Consider the following 21,910-nt stretch of genomic DNA (forward strand, 5'->3'; position numbering starts at 1 on the left):
CACCGGCGCCGGTCGCCGCGCGGGCGCCCAGGTACGGGGCGGCCGGTGCCTGTCCGGGACGGTCGGCGCCGGTCGCCGCTCAGGTGCGGGACGGCCGGTGCCGGTCGACGTTACGGGGTGGGGCGGTCAGTGCTGGTCGCCGCGCAGGCGCTTGAGGTCGGAGCGCCGCTTCTTGGCCGCGATCCGCCGCTCGACCGCACCCCTGCTCGGTTTGGTGGGGCGGCGCTTCTTGGGCGGCGGGGCGATCGCCTCGCGCAGCATCTGGGCCAGCCGCATCTCGGCGGCCTCGCGGTTGCGAAGCTGGGAGCGGAACTCCGAGGCCGCGATGGTGATCACGCCGTTGACGAGGCGGGGACCGAGGCGTTCGAGGGCACGGGCCTTGAAGACGGGGCCGAGCGCCTCGGTGGCGGCCAGGTCGAAGCTGAGCTCGACCCGGCTGTCGGTGGTGTTGACCCCCTGCCCGCCGGGACCTGAGGAGCGGGAGAACCGCCAGCCGAGCTCGGCCTCGGGGACGGAGACCGAACCGTTGATCTGGAGCGGACCGGGCATGGGGGACCTCCTTCTCGCGTCCGCGGGACGTGCCGTTCCGGCGGGGCCCTTCGGGCCTGCGGGCTTCTCACGGACCTTCCGTGGCGCCGGGAGCCTCCCCAGGGTATCCAGGGGCGGTGAGCGCGTACCAACCGGTTTATGCCCGCCCCGGGCACGATCACCGCCTCCGGGCGGTCACGGGTCCGGGCGACCCGGTCCGGGGACCCCGGGATCGGTCCGGGACGGGGGCGTGCCTCGGCGCGGCCTTGTGGCGCGCGGTTTCCGTGCGTCACAGTTACCGGGACGCCCGCGCCCGGGACGCGCCCCGGCGCGGGGACGTGCACCGCCGACATCGGTGACGGCGGATCATCGGGCAGGGGAGGCGGGGGCGTATGAGCGCGATCGTCGGTGTGCACGGCATCGGCAAGTACCGGTACTACCGCGAGGCGGGCAACTCGGTCGACGGGGCCGCCGTCGCGATGCGCGACAAGTGGGACCGCTACCTGCACCTGGGCCTGACCGGTGGCAGGCCGCACGCCAGGGAGCGCTACATCACCGAGATCGCCTACTACGCCCACCTGCTGGGGGAGAGCAAGCAGGAGACGGCGCGCACGGTACGCGGCATGGACGTCGGCGCCCAGAAGGTCCTCGTCGCCTGGGCCGGGCAGCTCGACGCGGTGGGGGAGGGGCTGACCGGGACCCTGAACCGGGTGGCCGGCTGGCTGCTGGGCCGCCTGCAGGGCAACGCCGCGGACTTCGCCCGGCTGTTCTGTCCCGAGGTCGCCGCCTACATGGCGGCCGGGAGCCAGGCGAGGGCGAGGGCGCGGGCGGCCGTGGCCGAGGTGATCAGGCGGAACCGCCCCAAGGTGGTGATCGCGCACTCGCTGGGCAGCGTGGTGACCTACGAGACGCTCTGGGCCAACCCCGACCTGAAGGTCGAGCTGCTGATCACCCTGGGCAGCCCGCTCGGCATGCGCGACGTCATCTTCGACCACCTGGTCCCGGCCCCGGTCAACGGCCGGGGCGAGCGGCCCCGCACGGTCGGGCGCTGGGTCAACATCGCCGACAAGGACGACATCGCGGCGATCCCGCCGGGCCTGCGGACCTGCTTCACCGGGGTCGACCAGGAGGCGCTGGTGGATCTCGACTGGATCGACTTCCACACCGTGGAGAAGTACCTGGGCTGCGGCGCCCTGAACGCGCACCTCAAGCCGTACCTGGGCTGAGCCGCCGGACGGTGGGGGACCGGCGCGGGCGGGGCCCGCCTGTGCGGGCCCTGTTCATCCTGTCGTGGGCCGCACGCCACGGCGGGGAAAGGTCGGCCGGTTGCACTGGGAACGTGGAGCAGACGCCGTCACGCAGAACGTTCCTTTCCGTCGCCGCCGCTGGTGCGGGCGGCCTGTTGCTGACCGGCGCCGGGGCCACCCCCGCCGGCGCCCTCACCCCCTCCCGGGCCCTCGCCGCCGACCCGTTCACCCTGGGCATCGCCTCCGGGGACCCGTCGGCGGACGGCGTGGTGCTCTGGACCAGGCTCGCCCTCGACCCGCTGGGGCCGAACGGCCGCGGAGGGATGCCGAGCCGGGACGTGGACGTGCGGTGGCAGCTCGCCACCGACGAGCGCTTCTCCAGAGTGGTCCGCGGGGGCACCGAGAGCGCCCGCTGGAGGCGCGCGCACAGCGTCCACGTCGAGGTCGACGGGCTGGAACCCGGCAGGGAGTACTTCTACCGCTTCCGGGCCGGGGGGCGCCTGTCGCCGACGGGACGTACCCGCACCGCCCCGGCGGTGCCGTCCCCGCGGCCCTCAGTGTCCCCGTCGTCCGCGTCGTCGGTGGCACCGGCGGCCCTCGCGTCGGCCTCGCTCACCTTCGCGGTGGCCGCCTGCGCCCACTACGAGCACGGTTTCTACACCGCGTACCGCAGGCTGGCCGAGCAGGAACCCGACCTGGTGCTCCACCTGGGCGACTACATGTACGAGTACGGCCCCCGGGGGTACACGGCGCTCGGCGGGAGCGTCCGGCAGCACACCCCGGGCCCGTGCGTGACCCTGGCCGACTACCGGTTGCGGCACGCGCAGTACAAGAGCGACGCCGACCTGCAGGAGGCGCACGCGGTCGCGCCCTGGCTGGTCTCCTTCGACGACCACGAGATCGAGAACAACTGGGCGGCGGACGTCTCCAGCTCCGGCGCCCCGGCCTTCGCCAGGCGCAGGGCCAACGCCTTCCAGGCGTACTACGAGAACATGCCGCTGCGGCGGACCAGCGTGCCCGGTGGGGCGGCGATGCGCGTCCACCGCCGGGTGGACTGGGGCCCGCTGGCCCGCTTCCACCTGCTCGACACCCGGCAGTTCCGCGACGACCAGGCCTGCGAGGACGGGCTGCGGTCCGGCTGCGACGACCGGCTGGCGAGCGGGCGCACCCTGCTCGGCAGGGACCAGCGGGACTGGCTGCTGGACGGCCTGGCCACGTCGGGGGCCCGCTGGAACCTGGTGGGCCAGCAGATCCTGATGGCCCAGCGCGACGTCAAGGTGGGGCCGGGCACCGAGGTCAACATGGACTCATGGGACGGCTACGCCGCGGAGCGCACCCGCCTGCTGACCGGGTTCCAGAGGTCGGGCGCCGCCAACCCGGTGGTGCTGACCGGCGACGCGCACATGCACCACGCGGCCGACCTGAAACTCGACTTCGACGATCCCGACTCGCCCCGGGTGGCGGTGGAGCTGGTCGCCTCCTCGATCGCCAGCGACGGTGACGGCTACCGCGACGAGGGCCGCATCGCCGAGACGATCGCGGAGAACCCGCACATCTCCTACCTGGACCAGCGGCGCGGCTACATCGTCTGCCGCGTCACCGCCGAGGAGCTCGACGCCGACTTCCGCGTCCTGGAGCACATCAGCAGGAAGGGCGCCCCGGCGAAGACCGGCGCCCGGCTCACCATCCCGGCAGGACAGGCCTCACTGACCTGAGCAACAGAGGAATTTGCCGGTATTTGTTGGATGATGCCGCGTATGAGGTCTACCACCACGAGGCTCGGTGCCGCGGTTCTCGCCGCGGCGCTGAGCGGCACCCTCCTTGTCCACGTTCCCGCCGCGACCGCCGGGACCGCGGCGCTCACGGCGCCCTCCCTCGCCCATCCCGGGTCGTCGTTCACCGCGGCGCCCCTCTCGGTGACGTCCCCCTCCGGGGCGGCCGACTTCGGGTACGTGATCCTCTATCCCAGGCACGTCCGCCGGGGCGGCTCCCTCGTCTACACCGTCAAGATCAAGAACAGGAAGGCGAAGGGCCAGCACTACGTGATGCTGACCGGCGCCTTCTCCACCCGCTTCCGCAAGGTCAAGGTGGTCTCCAAGCCGCGCAGCGTGAGCTGCTCGGTCAAGCGCCGCACCGTGGCCTGCTGGATCACCTCTCTCGACCGGGGCGACTCGACCGCCGTGCGGATCCGCGCGTGGGCCGGGCCGCGCCGGGGCAAGGCCGCGGTGAGGTTCGGGGCGATCGCCACCTCCGACGCCAAGGCCGACAGGGGCAAGCTCGCCAAGCAGGCCCGGCGCACCATCAAGGCCGACACGCGTATCCGCTGACGTAGCACGGTCTCAGGGCCCGACACCGGCCGGTCTCCGGGGGCGCGCGGAGGCGCCCCCGGGGACCGAGGGCACGGAGTCGCGCAGGAAGTCCTCGACCACGAGGGTGGCGGCGCCCAGCGTGACGGAGTCGACCCCGAGGCGCCCCAGCCCGATGGAGACCGTCCGGTACGGCTGCGCCAGGCAGTTGTCCGCGGCGACCTTCCTGATCCTCGTCAGCAGGTGCTCGCCGAGCAGCACGCCGGCCCAGCCGCCGATGATGATCCGTTCGGGGTTGAGCAGGTTGATCAGGTTGGCCAGGCCGACGCCCAGGTAGGTGACGGTCTCGTCGACGATCGGGGAGCCGCCGGTCACCAGCTCGGCCAGCGCGGCCTGCTCGTCGACGGTCTCGGTCCACACCCCGGCCCGTTCCAGGATGCCTCTGGCCCCGACGTAGGCCTCCAGGCAGCCCCGGCCGCCGCAGTGGCACCGGTGCCCGCCCACCATGATCTTCGTGTGGCCCCACTCGCCGGCGCTGCTGTCGGCGCCCAGGTAGGTGGTCCCGTCGGTGATGATGCTGGCCCCCACCCCCGAGCCGATCAGCACCACGACGGCGTGCCTGGCCCGGCGTCCCACGCCGAACCAGAGCTCGGCCTGGCCCATCGACCTGGCGCCGTTGTCCACGAAGAGCGGCAGGTCCGTGCCCGCCCGCAGGAGTCTGCCCAGCGGCACCCCGTCCCAGCCCAGCGTCGGGGCGTGGATCAGCGCGTCGGGCCCGGTCTCGACGATCCCGGGAACGCCGACCCCCACGCCCAGCACCCGCGCGCCGGGCACGCCGCTCTCGCCGAGGAGAGCGTCGATCCCGGACAGGATGTGCCCGGCGACCAGGCCGGCGTCGTGGCGGGCCGGGCGGAGCGCGTACTCGGCGCGGGCCTTGCGGTTCATGTCCAGGTCGAACAGCTCGGCGCGCACGTGCGTCTCGCCGACGTCGACGCCGACGGTGTAGCCGTGGGTGGTGTTGACGCGCAGCAGCACCCGGGGCCTGCCGCCGTCGGAGTCGACCAGGCCCGCCTCGACGATGACCCCGTTGTCCAGCAGGTCCCCGGTCACGTTGCTGACGGTGGCGGGGCTGAGGCCGATGGTCTCGCTGAGCTCCTGGCGGCTGGCGGGCCCGTCGAAGTAGAGGGCGCGCAGCACGGTCGCCCGGTTGCCCCGACGTAGGTCACGGACGGTCCTCTGCGCTGCGCCGATCATGACCGACATCCTAGGTAAAGCCTCCGAGCGGGCGGGTCTCGTTCCCGGCTCGAAGTGGTGCCGGGTCGAGGCGGGGACACCCGTGTCCCCCGCGGGCGCCGGGAACTCCCTCGCGGGTGCCGGGGGCTCCCTCGCGGACGCCCGGGAGCTCCGGCTCGGAGGACCCGTCCTAGCGGCCGGTGGACTGGCGGCCGGTGGACTGGCGGCCGGTGGACGAGGTCGCGAAGGCGTACCCGAACAGGGCGTCCTCGGGCGCGGTCGCCAGCGTCCGCGCCGTCGAGGGCCTGATGCCGGGGTAGGGGCCCTTCCGCACGGTGCCGCGCAGCAGGGTCAGCCTGCCGTCGCGCGGGGCGGCGACCACCAGCCCGCGGCCCCCGACCGTGGTCAGGGCCGCGCCGAAGTCGCCGCCCTTACCGGTGACCAGCAGGTCGCCGTGCCGGGTGAGACCGCCGGAGCGGGTGCCCGCCAGGATCTGGACGGCGTTCTCGCCCGGCACGCCGATCGCCAGCTCGTCGTCACCGTCCCCGTTGAGGTCGCCGGCGGCGAGGGCGGCGCCGAAGCGGTCGAAGTAGCGCGGCACGCCGTTCAGGGACCGCTGCGACCACGCCTCGGAGGTGCCCGCGCGCAGCCCGCCGGTGGAGCCGTACACGACGTGCACGGTGCCGTCGCCGTAGTCCATCGCCCGCTGGTTCTCCGAGAGTCCCTCACCCGGTACGCCGATCGCCAGGTCGTCGCGTCCGTCGGCGTCGAAGTCGCCGGTGGCCAGCGCGGAGCCGAAGAAGTCCCAGACCTCGGCGGCCCCGCCGATCCGGGGACTGTCCTGGGTGAGCCGGACGGCCCCGCGGCGCCGGACGTCGAGGACCGTGACCGAGCCCTGGCCGTTCTTCAGCACCGTGTCGGCGGGCGCGCCCACGGCGATCTCGTCGCGGCCGTCGCCGTCGAAGTCCCCGGTGGCGAGCACCGCGCCGAACTGGTCGGTCTCGCGCTCGTGCTGCCCGATCCAGCGGGTGTCCTGCGTGACCATGGAGGGCCTGCGGCCGGTGAACCCGTACACCCCGACGGCGCCGCCGCCCAGTCCGGGGGCGCCGACCACCAGCTCGTCGTCGCCGTCGCCGTCCAGGTCACCGGCCGCGAGCGCGGCCCCGAACCGGCCGGATCGGCCCTTGTGGCCCAGGTCCCGGGCGTCGACGGTCCTTCCCGGCCGCAGGCCGCCGGCGGAGCCGTGGAAGAGCCGTACCGCGCCGTCGCCGTCGGCGCCGGGCCGGGAGCGGTCCTTCTCGGAGACGCCCACGGCCAGGTCGGCGCAGCGGTCGCCGTCGAAGTCGCCGCTCGCCAGCGCCGAGCCGAACGCGTCCCCGGTCTCGCCCCCGTCCTGGGTGAGCCTCCGGGCGGTGCGCAGGTCGTACAGGACGGTGACCGATCCCGCGCGGGCGTGCCCGCCCGACCTGGTGTACGGCGCGGCGACCGCGAGGTCGGCGCGCCCGTCGCCGTCGAAGTCCGACGGCACGCCGGAACAGGCCCGCGAGGCCCGCGAGGACACTGCGGCCGGGGGCGGGGCGAACGCCGGGAGGGCGGGTGCGAGGGAGGCGAGCGCCGGGGACGTGAGCGCGGGTGAGGGAAGGACCGCGGAGACCAGGAGGGCGGAGGCGAGAAGCACGGCTCTCATGGACGTGATGGTTTCTGGTGATTCGGTCCCGCAGCCCACCGGCGCATGACGCCGACATGGCCGGTACGCGTAGAGAACATGCCAGGATTGGCGCATGGAAATCGACCTGGCCGACCTGGGATTCTGGCGGCGGCCGCTCAAGGAGCGGCACGAGGCCTTCGCGCGGCTTCGGCAGCTGGACCGGCCGGTGTTCTTCGAGGAGAAGCGGGTCCCGCTGCTTCGCTCGGGCAAGGGGTTCTACGCGCTGGTCCGGCACGCCGACGTGGTCGAGGCCAGCCGCAACGCCAGGGTGTTCTCCAGCGAGCCCGGCGTGACCAGCCCCGAGCCGCCCGGCTGGGTCAAGCACGTGTTCGGCGAGTCCATGGTCAACATGGACGACCCCCGGCACGCCCGGCTGCGGCGCATCGTCTCGCGCGCGTTCAGCCCGAGGATGCTGTCCGGCCTGCAGGGCGGCATCGACGCCGCGTGCGCCCGGATCGTCGACGACGTCGTGGCCGCCGGGCCCGGGGACTTCGTCGGCCAGGTCGCCGCGAAGCTCCCCATCCACGTCATCTGCGACATGATGGGCGTCCCCGACGACGTGCGGGCCAGGGTCCACCGGCACGTCGACGTCTCCACCGCCTACTCCGGGGTGCGGCCCAGCCTGGCGCAGACCGTCAGGATGGCCGCGCAGAACACGCTCGCGCTGCTCGCCCTGCAGCGCCTGGTCATCGACCTGGGCAAGGAACGCGCGAGGGAGCCGCGCGGCGACCTGGTGTCGGCGCTGGTCACCGCGAACGTCGACGGCGAGAGACTGACCGACCGCGAGCTGGGCTCCTTCTTCACGCTCCTGCTGGTCGCGGGCAACGAGACGGCCCGCAACACCATGGCGCACGGCGTCAAGCTGCTGACCGACAACCCCGAGCAGCGGCGGCTGCTGGCCGAGGACTTCGACGCGCGCATCGGCGGCGCCGTCGAGGAGATGGTCCGGTACGTCTCCCCGATCATGCAGTTCCGCCGCACCGTCACCGAGGACCACGACCTGCGGGGCCTGCGGCTCAAGGCGGGGGACAAGGTCGTGCTCTTCTACGGTTCTGCCAACCGGGACGAGTCGGTCTTCCCCGACCCCGACCGGTTCGACATCACCCGCGACACCAAGCCGCACGTGGGCTTCGGCGGCCCCGGGCCGCACTTCTGCCTGGGCGCCAACCTCGCCCGGCAGGAGATCAGGACCATGTTCCGCGAGCTGTTCACCCGGCTGCCGGAGATCCGGTCGGTCGGCGAGCCGGAACTGCTGGTGTCCAACTTCGACAACAGCGTCCGCAGGCAGGCGTTCACCTTCTGAGGACGTCCCGGCAGGACACCCCGCGCCCATCCCGGCGGTGGCCCTGGCCGGGGTCGCCGCCGGGTCAGCCGCCCGGCTCTGGCCCGCGTGCGCGGTCGTCCTCCCGGCCAGGGGCGCGCGGCCGGGGTCGCCGCCGGGTCAGCTGCCCGGTTCGGGGGTCGTCACGGGGCAGTTCATCTTCGGCTCCGGCTGGGTCAGCACGTTCTCCCGGATGGTGAGAAAGGTGATCAGCGCGGCGAGGCCCAGCATGATCGCGCTGATCACCATCGTCGTGCGGAACCCCGAGGTGAAGATCACCGGGGACGTGAGGGCGTCACCGGTCAGCCCGACCAGCGGCGGGATCGCGGCCACCGCGAGCAGCCCGCCGGTCCTGGCGACGGCGTTGTTGACGCCGCTGGCCACCCCGGCGTGACGCTCGGCGGCGGTGGCCAGCACCGTCGCGGTGAGCGGCGCGACCGCCGCCGAGAGCCCCAGGCCGAACAGGGCCGCCGGGAGCAGGACGTCCACCACGTACGACGAGCCGGGGCCGATCCGCGCCATCAGCAGCAGGGCCCCGGCGCAGACCACCAGGCCGGCCGTCATCGGCAGCCGCGGCCCGACACGCCTGGCCAGCTCGCCCGCCCGCGACGACAGCAGCAGCATCAGGACGGTCACCGGGATCATCGCGGACCCGGCGGCCAGCGGCGAGAAGCCCGACGACACCTGCAACTGGACGACCAGCAGGAAGAAGACCACGCCCATGGCGGCGTACATGATGAACGTGACGACGTTGACCGCGGTGAACACCCGGGAGGCGAAGACGTCGACCGGCACGAGCGCCCGGGGTGAACGCCTGATCTCCAGCCAGACGAAGGCCACGCCCAGCAGCACGCCCACCACGACCGGGACGACCTGCAGGTCGATCAGGCCGTAGGTGATCCCGGCCAGCGCCAGCGCCGCCAGCGCCGCGCCGAGCACGTCGAACCGGCCCCCCGCGCCGGGGTTCCTGCTCTCGGGGACGTGCCGCAGCGCGACCACCACGACGAGCGCGGCCAGCGGCAGGTTGATCAGGAACACCCAGCGCCAGCCGGCCGTCTCCACCAGCCAGCCGCCGAGCAGCGGGCCTACGGCGGAGGCCACCCCGCCCAGGCCCGACCACGCCCCGATGGCCCTGGGGCGGTCCTCGCGCGCGAAGGACGCCTGGATGATCGCCAGGGAGCCGGGGGTGAGCAGCGCCCCCCCGACCCCCTGGAGGGCACGGGCCGCGATCAGCGTCTCCACGTTCGGCGCCAGGCCGCACAGGGCCGACGCGAGGGCGAACCAGACCACGCCGATCAGGAAGATCTTCCGCCTGCCGTAGCGGTCACCGAGCGAGCCGCCGAGCAGGATCAGGCCCGCCAGGGTGAGGGTGTAGGCGTTGATCGTCCACTGGAGGCCGGCCATGTCGGCCTCCAGGGCGGCGCCGAGCGTGGGCAGGGCCACGTTGACGACCGTTCCGTCCAGCATGGCGATGCCCGAGCCGAGCACGGTGGTGAGCAGGACCCAGCGCCCCGCCGCGGAGTCGAACCGCAGATGACCATTGTCCATCCGCTCATCATCGCGGACGTTCGCGCACCTCCGGGCAGGCGCACGATTCCGGAAGTGTCGTGCATCTCTGGTAGGACGGGTCCTGTCACGTTCAGCCCGAGGGGAGCCTGCCATGGACTACAGCGAGTTCGACGACAAGGTCGACGGTCTCTACAAGGGGCGCTACGCGGGCCTGCCCATCGAGGGGCTGCGTCCGGCGGGCGCCCCGATGCCCGTGGCGGGCGAGACCGCCTGGCGCCTGTCGGTCGACGTCTACGACGCCAAGGAGACGCTCGCCGACCAGTTCGCGCGCTTCGTCGAGACCGTCGAGACCACCGAGGTCAAGGCGATCATCATCGGCGGGTGGGGCGAGGCGTACGAGGAGACCTCCGCGGAGATCGTCCGGCTGCTGGCGGAGAACGCGGCGCGCCTGCCCGCGCTGCGCTCGCTCTTCCTGGGCGCGATGACGTCGGAGGAGTGCGAGATCTCCTGGATCCGGCAGAGCGACGTCACGCCGCTGCTGGAGGCGTTCCCGCTGCTGGAGCGGCTGGAGGTCCGCGGCGGCTCCGACCTGGTGTTCCGGCCGGTCAGGCACGAGCACCTCAGGATCCTGCGCTTCGAGGCGGGCGGGCTGCCCGCCGCCGTGGTGCGGGCGGTCGCCGGGAGCGACCTGCCCGCCCTGGAGTACCTGGAGCTGTGGCTCGGCACCAGCGAGTACGGCGGCGACGCCACCGTGACGGACCTGGAGGCCATCCTGTCCGGCGAGCGGCTGCCCGCCCTGGCGCACCTGGGACTGCAGAACAGCGAGATCCAGGACGAGGTCGCCGCCGCGGTCGCCTCGGCCCCGGTGGTGGCACGGCTGGAGTCGCTCGACCAGTCGATGGGCGTGCTCACCGACGAGGGCGCCGAGGCCCTGCTCTCCGGCCAGCCGCTCACCCACCTGCGGCGCCTGGACCTGCACCACCACTTCATGACCGACGCCATGGTCGAGCGCGTCAACAGCGCGTTCTCCGGTTGCGGGGTGGAACTCGACGTGTCGGAGCAGGAGGAGCCCGACGGCGAGTGGCGCTACATCGCGGTCGCCGAGTGACCGCGCTCGCCGTCGTCGGCACGCCCGGGGAGCGGCGGGTCACGCTGTTCGCCGAGGCCTGCGCCCGTCACGGCCTGGCCGATCCCGCGTCGCTGCCGTGGACGTCCGTGCTGCGCGGCGAGGAGATCAGGCTCGCGCCGGGCACGCTCGTGCGGATCGACTCGCCGGGAGAGGACGCCGAGACGGACGCACTGCTGCGCGGGCCGGGGGAGTCGTCCCGGGTCGGCGGCGGGGCCCGCTGGTACGCCACCTTCGTGGCCGGGGCGGCCCGGGTCGGCCAGGCCGTCGCCCGGACACCCGGTGCCGTGCTGCTCGCCGACGTCGGCGAGATCGCGGTGATGTTCGACAAGCGGCTCTGCCATGCCCGGCTGTCGGCCGCCGGGGTCCCGGTGCCGCCCGTTCTTCCCGGGCCGGTCGAGGGTTACCGGGAGCTGCGCCGTCGGATGGACGAGGCCGGGTGGAACCGGGTGTTCGTCAAACCGGCCCACGGCTCGTCGGCGTCCGGGATCATCGCCCTGCAGGCCTGGGGCGAGAGGGTCAGGGCGGTGACGTCGGCGGCCCTGACCCAGGGCGCCGCCTCAGGCCCGGGTTCCGGCTCCGGCCTCGGGCCGGGCTCCGGTCTTGGCTCCGGCTCCGGTTTCGGTCTCGGCGAGTTGCACAACTCCCTGCGCCTGCGCTCCTACGAGCACGAACGCGACCTGGAGCTGATCGTCGGCCTGCTGGCCGCGGACGGGCTGCACGTCGAGCGCTGGTTCCCCAAGGCGAGCCTGGCCGGACGCGCGATCGACCTGCGGGTGGTGGTCGTGGACGGCACGCCCACCCACGCGGTGGTCCGGGCCGGGCGCGGCCCCATGACGAACCTGCATCTCGGGGGCTCGCGCGGTGATCTCGGCGCCGTACGGGCCGGGCTCGGCCCCGACGGCTGGGCTCGGGCCCTGGACGTCTGCGCGCGGGCGGCCGCCTGTTTCCCCGGCAGCCTGGCCGTGGGGGTCGACCTCATGATCGGGGTGGACTGGCGCAGCCTCGCGGTGGCCGAGGTCAACGCGTTCGGCGACCTGCTCCCGCGGCTGAAGGGTCTGCCCGGCGCCGCCGAGGGCCTGGACACCTACGACGCCCAGGTCCGCGCGATCCTGGCCCGGCACGAGACGGCGGGACGGAAGCCGGGCCCGCAGGACACGGGCGAGCAGGAGCCGGTCCGGCAGGACACACCGAAGGACGCGGCCCGGAAGGAAAAGGCCCCGCAGGACAGGGCCGGGCAGGACAGGGCCGGGCAGGACAGGGCCCGATCGGGGCAGGTTCGCGCGGTGCCCGCCCGGAGGGAGGTCACCCCGTGCGCGACATGAACGAGATCGTGGGCAGCCACGACCTGCTGCTGGTGACGCTCGACACGCTCCGCCACGACGTGGCCGAGGAGCTGCTCGCGGCCGGCAGGCTGCCCACCCTGGCCGGGGCGCTGCCGGGCGGACGCTGGGAGCGCCGGCACAGCCCCGGCAGCTTCACCTACGCCGCGCACGCGGCCATCCTCGCCGGATTCCTGCCGACCCCGGCCGCTCCGGGGCCGCATCCGCGGCCGTTCGCCGCGGCGTTCCCCGGCAGCGAGACCACGGCGCCGGGCACCTGGGTGTTCGACGCGCCCGACCTGCCCGGCGGGCTGGCCGCGGCCGGCTACCACACGATCTGCGTCGGAGGGGTCGGGTTCTTCAACAAGCTCACCCCGCTCGGCTCCGCGCTTCCGGCGCTGTTCGCCGAGAGCCACTGGGAGCCGGGGTTCGGCGTCACCGCCCCCTCCTCGTTCGAGGCGCAGATCGCGTGTGCCGAGCGGGCCGTGGCCGGGGCGCGGGGGCCGGTCTTCCTGTTCGTCAACGTCTCGGCGCTGCACCAGCCCAACTGGTTCCACCTGCCGGGGGGCACCCCGGAGGAGGGCGACGGCCCGCGCAGCCACGCCGCCGCGCTGGAGTACGTCGACCGGCACATCGGCAGGCTGTTCGCGCTGATGAGCGAGAGAAGGCCGGGGTACGCGATCGTCTGCTCCGATCACGGCACCGCCTACGGTGAGGACGGGTACGTCGGGCACCGGATCGGCCACGAGGTCGTCTGGACCGTGCCCTACGGTGAGTTCACGATGGAACGGGGGCGATGGCGGTGACGTCGAATCCGGGCGCGAGCCCCTACCAGGGGTACGTCTACGCGTACCCGCACAAGACGGCCTACCGGCCGCTCGACCCGCGTCCCTCGCTGGAGCGGGTGTGGGCGGACGAGCCCCTCGGGCACCTCTTCCTCTACCTGCACATCCCGTTCTGCGAGATGCGCTGCGGGTTCTGCAACCTCTTCACCCGCACCGGCGCGCCCGAGGAGCTCGTCGACGCCTACCTCGACGCGCTGGCACGCCAGGCCGGTGCCGTACGGGACGCCCTGCGCGACCCCCGGTTCGCGGCGGCGGCCATCGGCGGCGGCACGCCGACCTACCTGGACGCCGCCGAGCTGACCCGCATGTTCGACCTCGTCGAGAAGATCACCGGGGCCGACCTGCGGGCCGTGCCGCTGGCGGTGGAGACCTCCCCGGCGACCGCCACGGCCGACCGGCTGGCGGTCCTCGCCGAGCGGGGCACCACCCGCGTCTCGATCGGCGTGCAGAGCTTCATCGACGCCGAGGCCCGCGCCGCGGTCAGGCCGCAGAAGCGGCAGGAGGTCGAGACGGCGCTCGGCAGGATCAGGGAGGCCGGGTTCGAGACGCTCAACATCGACCTGATCTACGGCATCGACGGGCAGACCGAGACGTCCTGGCGGTACTCGCTGGACGCCACGCTCGCCTGGAAGCCGGAGGAGATCTACCTCTACCCCCTGTACGTCCGCCCGCTGACCGGCCTGGGACGCCGCGCCCGCGACTGGGACGACCAGCGGCTCGCCCTCTACCGCCAGGGACGCGACCACCTGCTCGCGGCCGGGTACGAGCAGGTCTCGATGCGGATGTTCCGGCTGCCGGGCCGCTCGTCCCCGGCCGAGTACACCTGCCAGAGCGACGGCATGGTCGGTCTCGGCTGCGGCGCCCGCTCCTACACCTCGGACCTGCACTACTCCTACGAGTACGCGGTGGGCGCCGGCGCGGTGCGCGGCATCATCGACGACTACGTGCGGCTGCCCGCCGAGGAGTTCACGGTCGCCAACGTGGGCTTCACGCTCGACGAGGAGGACCGGCGCCGCCGCCACCTGATCCAGTCGCTGCTGCAGGCCGAGGGGCTGGACCGGGCGCTCTACCGCGACCGCTTCGGCGCCGGGGTGGAGACCCACTTCGGCGCGGAACTGGAACGCCTGGCCACCCTGGGCTGGCTGGAGCACCCGGCTCAGGAAACCCGGGGAGAGCCCGGTGCCGGATCCGCCGCGGTGCCGGCCACCGTGCCCGATGCAGGGCGTGGGGCGGAACCTGCTGCCGGGCCGGAGGCCGGGCCTGGTTCCGGACCTGAGGTGAGACTTGGCACGGGGCCCGGTGCGGGGACGGCCGGGCGCTCCGGGTGGATCCGCCTCACCGCCGAAGGGCTGGCCCACTCCGACGCGGTCGGCCCGGCGCTGTTCTCCGGCCGGGTCCGGGCGCTGATGGCCGGCTACCAGGAACGGTGAACGCGATGCCCGATCCGGTGGACCTCCCGGCTCCCGGACGATCCGTCCCCGTGCCGTCCGCGAGCGGGCGGGACCCGGGGCATCTGACGATCCTCTACCGGGGGCCGCTGGCGAGCTGCGACTACGACTGCCCCTACTGCCCGTTCGCCAAGCGGCGCGACGATCCGGAACGGCTGAGGCTGGACCGGGCGGCCCTGGAGCGCTTCACCACCTGGGTGGCCGGTCGTGACCATCCGGTCTCGGTGCTCTTCACCCCGTGGGGGGAGGGGCTGGTCCGCTCCTGGTACCGCACGGCGATGGTCGAGCTGAGCCACCTGGCGCACGTACGCCGGGTCGCCATCCAGACCAACTTCAGCTGCCGCCCCGGCTGGCTCGCCGAGGCCGACCTGGACACGCTCGCCCTGTGGGTGACCTACCACCCCGGCCAGGTCGGCTACGAGCGCTTCCTCACCCGCTGCCGCGACCTGACGGCCCGGGGCGTCCGGTTCAGCGTCGGTGTCGTCGGGCTGCCCGAACACCTGGACCACGCCCGCCGCCTGCGGGCTGACCTCCCCGCCGGGGTCTACCTGTGGGTGAACGCCGCCGAGGGCACCCTCTACACCGACGAGGAGGCGGCGGCCTGGACGGCCGTCGACCCGCTGTTCTCCTACAGCCGGACGCCGCACCGCAGCGCCGGGATGCCCTGCCGTACCGGAGAGAGCGTGATCTCCGTCGACGGGGACGGCACGGTGCGGCGCTGCCACTTCGTCCCGGCCGTGCTCGGCAACCTCTACGACGGCACGTTCCGGCCGGACGCCAGGACGTGCCCGGCGGCACTGTGCGACTGCCACATCGGCTACGTGCACCTGGAGCCGACCGGCCTCTACGACGTCTTCGCCGGAGGGATCCTGGAACGGATCCCGGCCCGCCTCGCGCGGACGGACCGGCCGCCGCCCGGCTGACCGGATCCCCGACGGGCCGGTGGACCACCCGGACGAGAGACGAGGCGGTCGCGGAACCGGCCGGCCTCCCGGGCCTGCCCGCCCGGGAAGGAGAGGCTCCCCTCAGGTCTCGCGCTCGGGGTTGTAGTCGGACTCGGGGAGCTGGAAGGTCCAGGCGACGCCCTCGCGGGCGGTGCTGGTGGCGGGCGGGACGCGCAGCCAGTAGCGGTTGAACGTGCCGTCGGGCTCGGCGGTGGAGTTGACCACCTCGACCATCACCACCGGCTCGTCCTCGCCCAGCTCGATGCGCCACAGGACGCCGGTCTCGTCGCGGTGCACGGGGGTGGCCCCGGACTCGGCGAGGTACCGGTCGTAGCCGAAGTGCTCCAGCATGACCCTGCGCAGCTCGGCGTTCTCCTCGGCACGGATGCGCCCGGGGGTCAGGTTCGCGATGGAGGCACCGAAATCGGCCGGGACCGGCATGCCGTGCCAGGCGTGCAGGGCGAAGCCGTCCGGGTAGACCAGGGCGGGGCCCTCGCCCCGGTGGAGCCTGCCGGACTCGTCGCGGTGCAGCTCCGCCGGGCGCTCGCAGATCAGCGCCACGCGTTCGAACGGCCACCACCAGCCCGCCGCCTCCGCCACCCGGACCAGCCCCTCCACCTCGGGGCGGCCCAGCGCGTCGAACAGCGAGAGCCACGGCGCGTCGTGCTGGCCGAGCACGGCGTCGAGCGTCGAGGCGCGCAGCGCCGCCCCGGCGGTCTCCGACTCCTCCGACGCGGCCACGGCCCTGCGGATCTGGGTGACCAGCCGGTTGACCGGCCGCCAGAGCCGGTCACCGGTCAGCGACCAGGCCAGCGGCCAGGACGTGCTGCCGAGTGCGGTGTGCACCTCGGCCCTGGCACGCTCCCAGGGCTTGGTCCGCACCGCGTCGCGGACCGGCCTTCCGGCGCCGAGCGTGACGATCGCCCTGGCAGCCGCCGCGGGGGAGTCGACCCAGACGATCTTCTCGGGCTCGGGCAGCCCGCCGATCCGGTAGGCCAGCCGCACGCCCTCCTCGGCCGCGGGCCGTTCGGCCGGTCCCTTGCGGAAGGCCACCTCCTCCCAGCGGAGTGCGGCGGCCGTCAGCGACTCGGCGGTCCCGGCCGTGAGGAGCCCGGCCGGCCCGACGGGGGCGGAGGTCTGGGTGATGGCGGTCAACGTGTGCTCCTGGGGTGGGCGGGCCGGTCGGGCGGGATCGGCCGGGAGGGCTGGTCGAGCGGGAGGGCTGGTCGAGCGGGACCGGCCTGACCGGTCGATCGGGCGGGATCGGCCGGACGGGGCGGTCGGGTGAACAGGGCGGGCACGACAGGCCGGTCGGGCGGGACCGGCCCGGTGGGGGGCAGGTGGTTCAACAGGCCGGTCGGGCGGGGCGGCCCGGTGGGGGGCAGGTGGTTCAACAGGCCGGTCGGGTGGGGCGGGTCGGCCGGACAGGGCGGCTTGACAGACCCGCCGGGCGGGGTCAGTCGGCGACGATGCGGAAGGCGCCCGGAACGTACTCGCGCTGGCGCTGCACGCGGTACCACCCCCTGGGAAGCGGGATCGCCCCGTGCTCCTCGTGCACGACGCGCCCGCCCGAGGGGACGTGCAGGAAGTCGGGGTCCATCGGGCGCAGGCCGCGCACCAGGGTGCCGGGGCCGACCACCGCGTGCGCGTGGCCGGTGGCCTCACCCAGGGCCAGCACCAGGCGCCCCCGGGCGTCGCGCGGCACCGACGGTGACGACAGGGCGGCGGCGGGCACCGCCTCCTCCGGGACGGGGATGATCAGCACGTCTCCCTGGCGGTACATCTGGGCTCCTTGCGTCGGGGGTCGAGGAAAAACTAGCCGCCCCCACCGACATTTCCCCGCCGTCGTCGCCCGGCCGCCGTTCCGCGCCTCCGGTGTCATCCACCACCCGTTCGCCCGCCGGGGCCCGACGGCATACTCGCCTCCACGCCGTCACCTGTCGGGCCCGCCGTCCCCGCTCCGTCCGGTTTCCGGGGGAACCCGGGGAGGAGGACCGCCCGAAGAGGGGTGTCAGGCGGGCGCCTCGTGGGCGCCCAGGCCGCGCAGCACGAAGCCCGAGACGACCTTCTCGGCCCCCTGCGGCGTCACCGTGCCGCTGAGCAGCGGAACCCGTTCGGCGCCGATGACGGCGAGGATCATCCGGGCGGTGGCGGCCACGTCGGGGGTCCGGAAGTCACCGGAGGCCACGCCGCTGTCGATGATACCGGTCAGGATGCGCTGCATCGGCTCGACATGGTCGGCCAGGCGCTGGTAGGCGTCCGGACCCAGGGCGGCGGACAGGTCGGCGGGGCCGGGATGGGGGTGGGCGAGCAGCCCGTCGAGCTGAAGCCTGACGAACACCCGCAGCCGCTCGGCGGGCGTGGCCCGGTCCGGCAGCTCCCGCTCGTAGCTCTCGATGAAGTAGTGCGTCACCCGCTCGGTGAAGGCGAGCAGCAGCGCCGCCTTGTCGGGGAAGTAGTTGTACAGCACGGTGCGGGTGATCCGGGCCTCGCCGGCCACGTCGGTCATGGAGACGGCGTCGATGCCCTGGTCACGGGAGAGCTTCGAGACCGCCCGCAGGATGCGCTCCCGGGTCTGGGCGCGGTGCTCGCCGACGGTGGCGGCCGAAATCCGGGGCATGGCCCCATGGTGGCACAGCGCCGGAGCGTGTGGTCAGGCCGCGTACTCCGGCCTGGTCACGCGGGCGAGCTCGCCCAGGACCTCGGTGTTCAGCAGGTAGGCCAGCCTGGTCTCGCGGATCAGGCGCCGCTTCTCGGCCTCGTCCAGCGGCAACGCGTCCAGTTTGGCCCGGTAGTCGTTCTTGAAGCGGGGCAGGCTGCCGATCCCGTCGAAGCGGTAGAAGTCGACGCCGCCGCCCGGCTCGTAGCCGTAGATCTTCTCCAGCTCGATCCGGATGAACTGCCCGCCCGACAGGTCGCCCATGTAGCGGGTGTAGTGGTGGGCGACGTAACCCCCCGGCCAGGTCGCGACCTGGTTGATGCGGGCCACCAGGGTCAGGGTCGGCTTGGAGGGCGCGATCCTGGACCGCCAGCCGGAGCCGTAGATCGTCTCCAGGTCGCGGACGAGCGCCTCCTCGCGGTAGAGCTCGGGAACGACGAACGGCGCCGCGACGGGATCGGCGGCCAGCGAGCGGGAGGCGCTCTCCAGGGCCACGTACGCGAAGTAGTGCTGGGCGACCATCTCACCGTAGGCCTCGGGGCCGAGCCGGCCCGCCATCAGCGCCTTGAGGTAGCTCTCGTCCTCGGCGGACTCGTGATCGCTCCAGGTGGCGTTCCTGAGGACTTCGGAGAACGGCGGCTCGCTCATTCATCACTCCGCAACGAGAGAAAATTTATGACACAGTGTCACAAAAACCTCGTCGCCCCGTCAAGCCGACGACGCAGGCCCCGTACCCCCGGTCATCCGGTCTCACCACTCCCACGGCGAAGGCGAGGCCGGGAACGGGACGGAGAGGGCACGCGGGGGGAGCGCGGCCCCCACGGCGTGGGGGAGGGGAAGAGGTCATGAGAGGGTCGGGTGTCCGACGGCGAGCACCCGGCTCCCGTCGACGGCTCGCCGCGCCACCCGGTCCGTTCCCCGACGTGGTGGTCCGCGGCGGTCCGGTAGGGGTCGGCGGGCCGGGGACGGCCCTGCGAGGAGACATGACATGGGAATCTCGATCTACTACACCGCGCGCCGCGAACACGCGCTCGACGAGCGGGAACGGGGCCGGATCGCCGAGATCCTGGACGAGGAGAACCGGGAACTGTCCGAGCGGCTGAACCGGAGCCTGCCGGGCTGGAAGGAGGAGGGGATCGTCCCGGAGTACGTCACGGACGCGGGGGAGATCGCCGAGGAGTTCGGCTTCTACGCCGTGGACGGGCCCGGGAAGCCCGGCGTGATCCTGGAGGGCTCCACCAAGGTCTCCCACGGCGACTGCGGGATCGAGCCCATGCTCGCCCAGCTCGAGCACTACATGGGCTCCACGCTCGGACGGCTCAGATCCGCCCTGCCGGACACCGGGTGGGACGTCCACGTCGACGACCAGACGCTGATCTGGGACGAGGAGAACGGCGAGTACGCCTTCACCTCCTGAGGCCCGTCCAAGGGCCTTCGTCTCCCGAGGCGCGTCCCCCGGCCCAGGAGGCCCCTCCCCGCCCCTGTTCTCTCACCGTCGTCCCTCTCGATGCCGCCTTTCTCGCCGTCGCCTCTTTCGCCATCGTTCCTGTCGGCGTCGGCGTCGGCCGTCTCGGCGTCTGCCGTGGAAGCCAGGCGAGCGCGAGAACCGCCGCGAACACCGGGAGCCAGGCCAGCCGGTACGCGAGCCAGGCCGGTTCGGCGGGCAGGCCGAGCAGGCCGGGGACGTCACCGAGGCGCAGCGCCGCCAGGGCGACCAGCGACGGCGCGGTCTGGTGCCACAGGAAGATCGTCATCGCCGAGAGGTTGACCAGCGCCACCGCCGCCCACACCCGGGGACGGCGCATCAGCCGGGCCAACGGTTCGCGTACCAGCAGAGCCAGTCCCACCTGGGCCAGCCCGAAGCAGGTCACGGCGAGCGTGGGAGGGCCGAGGTTGGACAGGGCCGCACCGGTCACCCCCACCATGCTCGCCGGGTACCCGAAGCCCGCGACCAGCGCCGCCGCACCGGCCGCCCCACCTGCCAGCAGCGCCGCCGCCACCCGGCGCGAGGAGAGCAGCCCGCCCGCCAGGGCGATCCCGAGCGCGTACGGAACCAGCCAGGCGGCCACCAGATTCACCCACCCCGCCCAGGCCGGGCCGCCGAGCCCGAAGCGGACCAGGTCCGTCCCGAGCACGACCGCGAACGCCACCGCGGCCGTGACGCCCGGGTGGGCGCGCAGCAGCAGCGGGGCGGCCGCGGTCAGCGCGGCGAAGACGGCCAGGAACCACAGCGGCCCGACCGCGGGGAGCGCCATCGCCCGGATCGTCTCCACCGAGGTGCCGCGCAGCGCCATCCCGGCCGCGATCCCCGCCCACACCAGCAGGAGCGGCACCGTCGGCGCCAGCAGCCTGCGCATCCTGCCCCCCGGTCGACCGGAGCGGTCGAGGCGCCCAGGGGTCCCGGGGACCTCAGGGCGATCAGGGGCCTCGGGGCGGTCGAGGTGCTCAGGGGCCTCGGGGCGGTGCGTGGAAGGGCGCAGGCTCCTGGCGGCGGCGTAACCGCCCACGAAGAAGAAGACCGCCAGCGTCTGCAGCACCCAGGAGGCCGGGGTGAGCGCGGGCAGGTGGGCGAGCGGGCTGGACAGGCGGACCCTCCCGCCGGGGGCGTGCACCCAGGCCGTGACCAGCCAGTGCCCGGCGACCACCCCGAGGATCGCCAGCGCGCGCAGCGCGTCCACGCCCCGGTCCCGGCCGGACGGGGTGGCCGCCTCGATCCGGGCCACGAGGTCAGCCACGGGTCACCTCGCCCGTCCGGCCGAGGGCGATCAGCGTCAGGTTGCGCAGGGAGACCCCTCCCGGCGCGAAGTAGTCGCCGTGACCGGCGGTGCCCGCCGCGAACGGCCGGGCGCCGAAGGCCGGGCCCATCGGATCGGGACCGAACCCGATGGGCCCGATCCGCGTCTTGGGAACCCTCCGCATCCAGTCGCGGCTGCCGCCGCCGGCCCACAACCGGGCGCCGCCCATCCCGTCGGCAGGGGAGACGTCCAGGCCGGGACTGCCGAAAACGGCCACGTCCGCGACACCGGCGCCCGGGGCGGCCTTGGCGCACACGACGGATCCGTAGCTGTGGCACAGCAGGCTGACCCGTTTCCCCGCGAGCGTCCCGGTGACGTACCGCCGCAGGTCGGGGGCTCCTCTTCCGGCGGCTCCGCCGGTCACCACGCCGAGGCTGAGCGTCGCCGGGCTGTCGTAGCCGAGCCAGGCGACCACCGCCAGCCTGGCCTTCGGATCCAGTGCTCGCGCCTCGGCCAGCAGCGCCCGCGCCCCGCCGCCCGGCGTGCTGTAGGGCTTGGCCCTGCCGCCGTCGAAGGTGGCCGCCGTGGTGTCGGAGCCGGGGACGACGACCGCGACGTGCTCGGCCGCGCCGAGGTCGCCGTAGACCCGCACCATCCGGTCGCCCGAGGGCGGGGGGACCGTCGTGTAGGCGAGTGCCGCGGCGGTGGCCACGGCGAACGTACGGCGGAACATACGAGCCTCCTGTCCGGGCTGAAGGACCGGACAGAACGCTAGGAACCGGGGCCTGTAACCCGCGTCACTCCGAGGCGCTCACCTCTCCCGTCCCTCCGGGGAGCGAGGGCGCCGGAGAAACGCCACCGTGGAGGGGTACGGTGACGCACCCGGCCGGCGAAACGATCGGCCGGGCGTGGAGGGACGGTGGAGCGGCGGACGGCTCAGGGGACCGGCACGACACCGGGGTCGAGCCGCTCCCACCAC

At 73.7% G+C, this 21,910-nt stretch carries 20 protein-coding genes; 10 read left to right on the top strand and 10 right to left on the bottom strand.

Annotated features, from left to right (window positions below):
* Nucleotides 1-126: 126 nt before the first annotated feature.
* Nucleotides 127-549: an alternative ribosome rescue aminoacyl-tRNA hydrolase ArfB gene (gene arfB, locus ACLQ2R_RS07625; RefSeq protein WP_425958622.1), complete on the bottom strand. Its 423-nt coding sequence runs from the start codon at nt 547-549 to the stop codon at nt 127-129.
* Nucleotides 550-920: 371 nt separating this feature from the next.
* Here arfB and ACLQ2R_RS07630 point away from each other — a divergent pair, with 371 nt between their 5' ends.
* The 3 genes from ACLQ2R_RS07630 to ACLQ2R_RS07640 all read left to right on the top strand — a co-directional run bounded on the left by ACLQ2R_RS07630 (nt 921) and on the right by ACLQ2R_RS07640 (nt 4,102).
* Nucleotides 921-1,754, top strand: a complete 834-nt coding sequence (locus tag ACLQ2R_RS07630) for a hypothetical protein (RefSeq protein WP_425958623.1) — start codon at nt 921-923, stop codon at nt 1,752-1,754.
* A gap of 113 nt (nt 1,755-1,867) precedes the next feature.
* Nucleotides 1,868-3,490, top strand: a complete 1,623-nt coding sequence (locus tag ACLQ2R_RS07635) for an alkaline phosphatase D family protein (RefSeq protein ID WP_425958624.1) — start codon at nt 1,868-1,870, stop codon at nt 3,488-3,490.
* 42 nt (nt 3,491-3,532) lie between these two features.
* Entirely contained in the window at nt 3,533-4,102 is a 570-nt protein-coding gene (locus ACLQ2R_RS07640; RefSeq protein ID WP_425958625.1) for a hypothetical protein, read from the top strand.
* A 12-nt stretch (nt 4,103-4,114) separates the two neighbouring features.
* Here the strand turns inward: ACLQ2R_RS07640 and ACLQ2R_RS07645 are convergent, their stop codons facing one another.
* Both ACLQ2R_RS07645 and ACLQ2R_RS07650 read right to left on the bottom strand, forming a co-directional pair.
* Nucleotides 4,115-5,335 carry an ROK family protein gene (locus ACLQ2R_RS07645; RefSeq protein WP_425958626.1) on the bottom strand — a complete coding sequence of 407 codons (1,221 nt, stop codon included), beginning with the start codon at nt 5,333-5,335 and terminating at the stop codon, nt 4,115-4,117.
* Nucleotides 5,336-5,504: 169 nt separating this feature from the next.
* Nucleotides 5,505-7,001: an FG-GAP repeat protein gene (locus ACLQ2R_RS07650; RefSeq protein ID WP_425958627.1), complete on the bottom strand. Its 1,497-nt coding sequence runs from the start codon at nt 6,999-7,001 to the stop codon at nt 5,505-5,507.
* Between the two features lie 94 nt (nt 7,002-7,095).
* Here ACLQ2R_RS07650 and ACLQ2R_RS07655 point away from each other — a divergent pair, with 94 nt between their 5' ends.
* Nucleotides 7,096-8,325 (top strand): cytochrome P450, encoded by a 1,230-nt coding sequence (locus ACLQ2R_RS07655; protein WP_425958628.1) that lies wholly within the window; start codon nt 7,096-7,098, stop codon nt 8,323-8,325.
* 138 nt (nt 8,326-8,463) lie between these two features.
* On the opposite strand, the gene ACLQ2R_RS07660 is transcribed toward ACLQ2R_RS07655, so the two are convergent.
* Nucleotides 8,464-9,891, bottom strand: coding sequence for an MFS transporter (locus tag ACLQ2R_RS07660; protein ID WP_425958629.1), 1,428 nt, complete (start codon nt 9,889-9,891; stop codon nt 8,464-8,466).
* 112 nt (nt 9,892-10,003) lie between these two features.
* Between ACLQ2R_RS07660 and ACLQ2R_RS07665 the strand changes: the two genes are divergently transcribed.
* The 5 genes from ACLQ2R_RS07665 to ACLQ2R_RS07685 are packed head-to-tail and all read left to right on the top strand — an operon-like array spanning nt 10,004 to nt 15,516.
* Complete coding sequence (locus tag ACLQ2R_RS07665) at nt 10,004-10,960, top strand: STM4015 family protein (RefSeq protein ID WP_425958630.1); 957 nt, start codon at nt 10,004-10,006, stop codon at nt 10,958-10,960.
* Nucleotides 10,957-12,303, top strand: a complete 1,347-nt coding sequence (locus ACLQ2R_RS07670) for an STM4014 family protein (protein WP_425958631.1) — start codon at nt 10,957-10,959, stop codon at nt 12,301-12,303. The genes ACLQ2R_RS07665 and ACLQ2R_RS07670 overlap by 4 nt, the downstream gene beginning before the upstream one ends.
* On the top strand, nt 12,300-13,106 hold the full coding sequence (locus ACLQ2R_RS07675) for an STM4013/SEN3800 family hydrolase (protein ID WP_425958671.1): 807 nt from the start codon (nt 12,300-12,302) through the stop codon (nt 13,104-13,106). Before ACLQ2R_RS07670 ends, ACLQ2R_RS07675 begins: the two co-directional genes overlap by 4 nt.
* On the top strand, nt 13,097-14,575 hold the full coding sequence (locus tag ACLQ2R_RS07680; RefSeq protein WP_425958632.1) for an STM4012 family radical SAM protein: 1,479 nt from the start codon (nt 13,097-13,099) through the stop codon (nt 14,573-14,575). Before ACLQ2R_RS07675 ends, ACLQ2R_RS07680 begins: the two co-directional genes overlap by 10 nt.
* A 5-nt stretch (nt 14,576-14,580) precedes the next feature.
* The gene (locus ACLQ2R_RS07685; protein ID WP_425958633.1) at nt 14,581-15,516 is read left to right on the top strand and encodes an STM4011 family radical SAM protein; all 936 of its coding nucleotides are present in this window, start codon (nt 14,581-14,583) and stop codon (nt 15,514-15,516) included.
* Nucleotides 15,517-15,618: 102 nt separating this feature from the next.
* Here the strand turns inward: ACLQ2R_RS07685 and ACLQ2R_RS07690 are convergent, their stop codons facing one another.
* The 4 genes from ACLQ2R_RS07690 to ACLQ2R_RS07705 form a co-directional block, all read right to left on the bottom strand.
* The gene (locus ACLQ2R_RS07690; RefSeq protein WP_425958634.1) at nt 15,619-16,692 is read right to left on the bottom strand and encodes a DUF6745 domain-containing protein; all 1,074 of its coding nucleotides are present in this window, start codon (nt 16,690-16,692) and stop codon (nt 15,619-15,621) included.
* Between the two features lie 301 nt (nt 16,693-16,993).
* On the bottom strand, nt 16,994-17,320 hold the full coding sequence (locus ACLQ2R_RS07695; RefSeq protein WP_425958635.1) for a hypothetical protein: 327 nt from the start codon (nt 17,318-17,320) through the stop codon (nt 16,994-16,996).
* Between the two features lie 228 nt (nt 17,321-17,548).
* Nucleotides 17,549-18,157, bottom strand: coding sequence for a TetR/AcrR family transcriptional regulator (locus tag ACLQ2R_RS07700; protein ID WP_425958636.1), 609 nt, complete (start codon nt 18,155-18,157; stop codon nt 17,549-17,551).
* A gap of 33 nt (nt 18,158-18,190) precedes the next feature.
* Entirely contained in the window at nt 18,191-18,844 is a 654-nt protein-coding gene (locus tag ACLQ2R_RS07705) for a heme oxygenase (biliverdin-producing) (protein ID WP_425958637.1), read from the bottom strand.
* Nucleotides 18,845-19,184: 340 nt separating this feature from the next.
* Between ACLQ2R_RS07705 and ACLQ2R_RS07710 the strand changes: the two genes are divergently transcribed.
* Nucleotides 19,185-19,613 carry a hypothetical protein gene (locus ACLQ2R_RS07710; protein ID WP_425958638.1) on the top strand — a complete coding sequence of 143 codons (429 nt, stop codon included), beginning with the start codon at nt 19,185-19,187 and terminating at the stop codon, nt 19,611-19,613.
* On the opposite strand, the gene ACLQ2R_RS07715 is transcribed toward ACLQ2R_RS07710, so the two are convergent.
* Both ACLQ2R_RS07715 and ACLQ2R_RS07720 read right to left on the bottom strand, forming a co-directional pair.
* On the bottom strand, nt 19,603-20,931 hold the full coding sequence (locus ACLQ2R_RS07715) for an acyltransferase family protein (RefSeq protein WP_425958639.1): 1,329 nt from the start codon (nt 20,929-20,931) through the stop codon (nt 19,603-19,605). The genes ACLQ2R_RS07710 and ACLQ2R_RS07715 overlap by 11 nt on opposite strands.
* Nucleotides 20,924-21,664: an alpha/beta hydrolase gene (locus ACLQ2R_RS07720; RefSeq protein ID WP_425958640.1), complete on the bottom strand. Its 741-nt coding sequence runs from the start codon at nt 21,662-21,664 to the stop codon at nt 20,924-20,926. The genes ACLQ2R_RS07715 and ACLQ2R_RS07720 overlap by 8 nt, the downstream gene beginning before the upstream one ends.
* Nucleotides 21,665-21,910 lie beyond the last annotated feature (246 nt).

The sequence above is a fragment of the Streptosporangium sp. DT93 genome, from assembly GCF_049844535.1.
Classification (GTDB): domain Bacteria; phylum Actinomycetota; class Actinomycetes; order Streptosporangiales; family Streptosporangiaceae; genus Streptosporangium.

Coding starts and splice junctions, on each gene's coding strand:
- arfB (WP_425958622.1), bottom strand. CDS start 549: ATGCCCGGTCCGCTCCAGATCAACGGTTCGGTCTCCGTCCCCGAGGCC.
- ACLQ2R_RS07630 (WP_425958623.1), top strand. CDS start 921: ATGAGCGCGATCGTCGGTGTGCACGGCATCGGCAAGTACCGGTACTAC.
- ACLQ2R_RS07640 (WP_425958625.1), top strand. CDS start 3,533: ATGAGGTCTACCACCACGAGGCTCGGTGCCGCGGTTCTCGCCGCGGCG.
- ACLQ2R_RS07645 (WP_425958626.1), bottom strand. CDS start 5,335: ATGATCGGCGCAGCGCAGAGGACCGTCCGTGACCTACGTCGGGGCAAC.
- ACLQ2R_RS07650 (WP_425958627.1), bottom strand. CDS start 7,001: ATGAGAGCCGTGCTTCTCGCCTCCGCCCTCCTGGTCTCCGCGGTCCTT.
- ACLQ2R_RS07655 (WP_425958628.1), top strand. CDS start 7,096: ATGGAAATCGACCTGGCCGACCTGGGATTCTGGCGGCGGCCGCTCAAG.
- ACLQ2R_RS07660 (WP_425958629.1), bottom strand. CDS start 9,891: ATGGACAATGGTCATCTGCGGTTCGACTCCGCGGCGGGGCGCTGGGTC.
- ACLQ2R_RS07665 (WP_425958630.1), top strand. CDS start 10,004: ATGGACTACAGCGAGTTCGACGACAAGGTCGACGGTCTCTACAAGGGG.
- ACLQ2R_RS07675 (WP_425958671.1), top strand. CDS start 12,300: ATGAACGAGATCGTGGGCAGCCACGACCTGCTGCTGGTGACGCTCGAC.
- ACLQ2R_RS07680 (WP_425958632.1), top strand. CDS start 13,097: ATGGCGGTGACGTCGAATCCGGGCGCGAGCCCCTACCAGGGGTACGTC.
- ACLQ2R_RS07685 (WP_425958633.1), top strand. CDS start 14,581: ATGCCCGATCCGGTGGACCTCCCGGCTCCCGGACGATCCGTCCCCGTG.
- ACLQ2R_RS07695 (WP_425958635.1), bottom strand. CDS start 17,320: ATGTACCGCCAGGGAGACGTGCTGATCATCCCCGTCCCGGAGGAGGCG.
- ACLQ2R_RS07700 (WP_425958636.1), bottom strand. CDS start 18,157: ATGCCCCGGATTTCGGCCGCCACCGTCGGCGAGCACCGCGCCCAGACC.
- ACLQ2R_RS07705 (WP_425958637.1), bottom strand. CDS start 18,844: ATGAGCGAGCCGCCGTTCTCCGAAGTCCTCAGGAACGCCACCTGGAGC.
- ACLQ2R_RS07710 (WP_425958638.1), top strand. CDS start 19,185: ATGGGAATCTCGATCTACTACACCGCGCGCCGCGAACACGCGCTCGAC.
- ACLQ2R_RS07720 (WP_425958640.1), bottom strand. CDS start 21,664: ATGTTCCGCCGTACGTTCGCCGTGGCCACCGCCGCGGCACTCGCCTAC.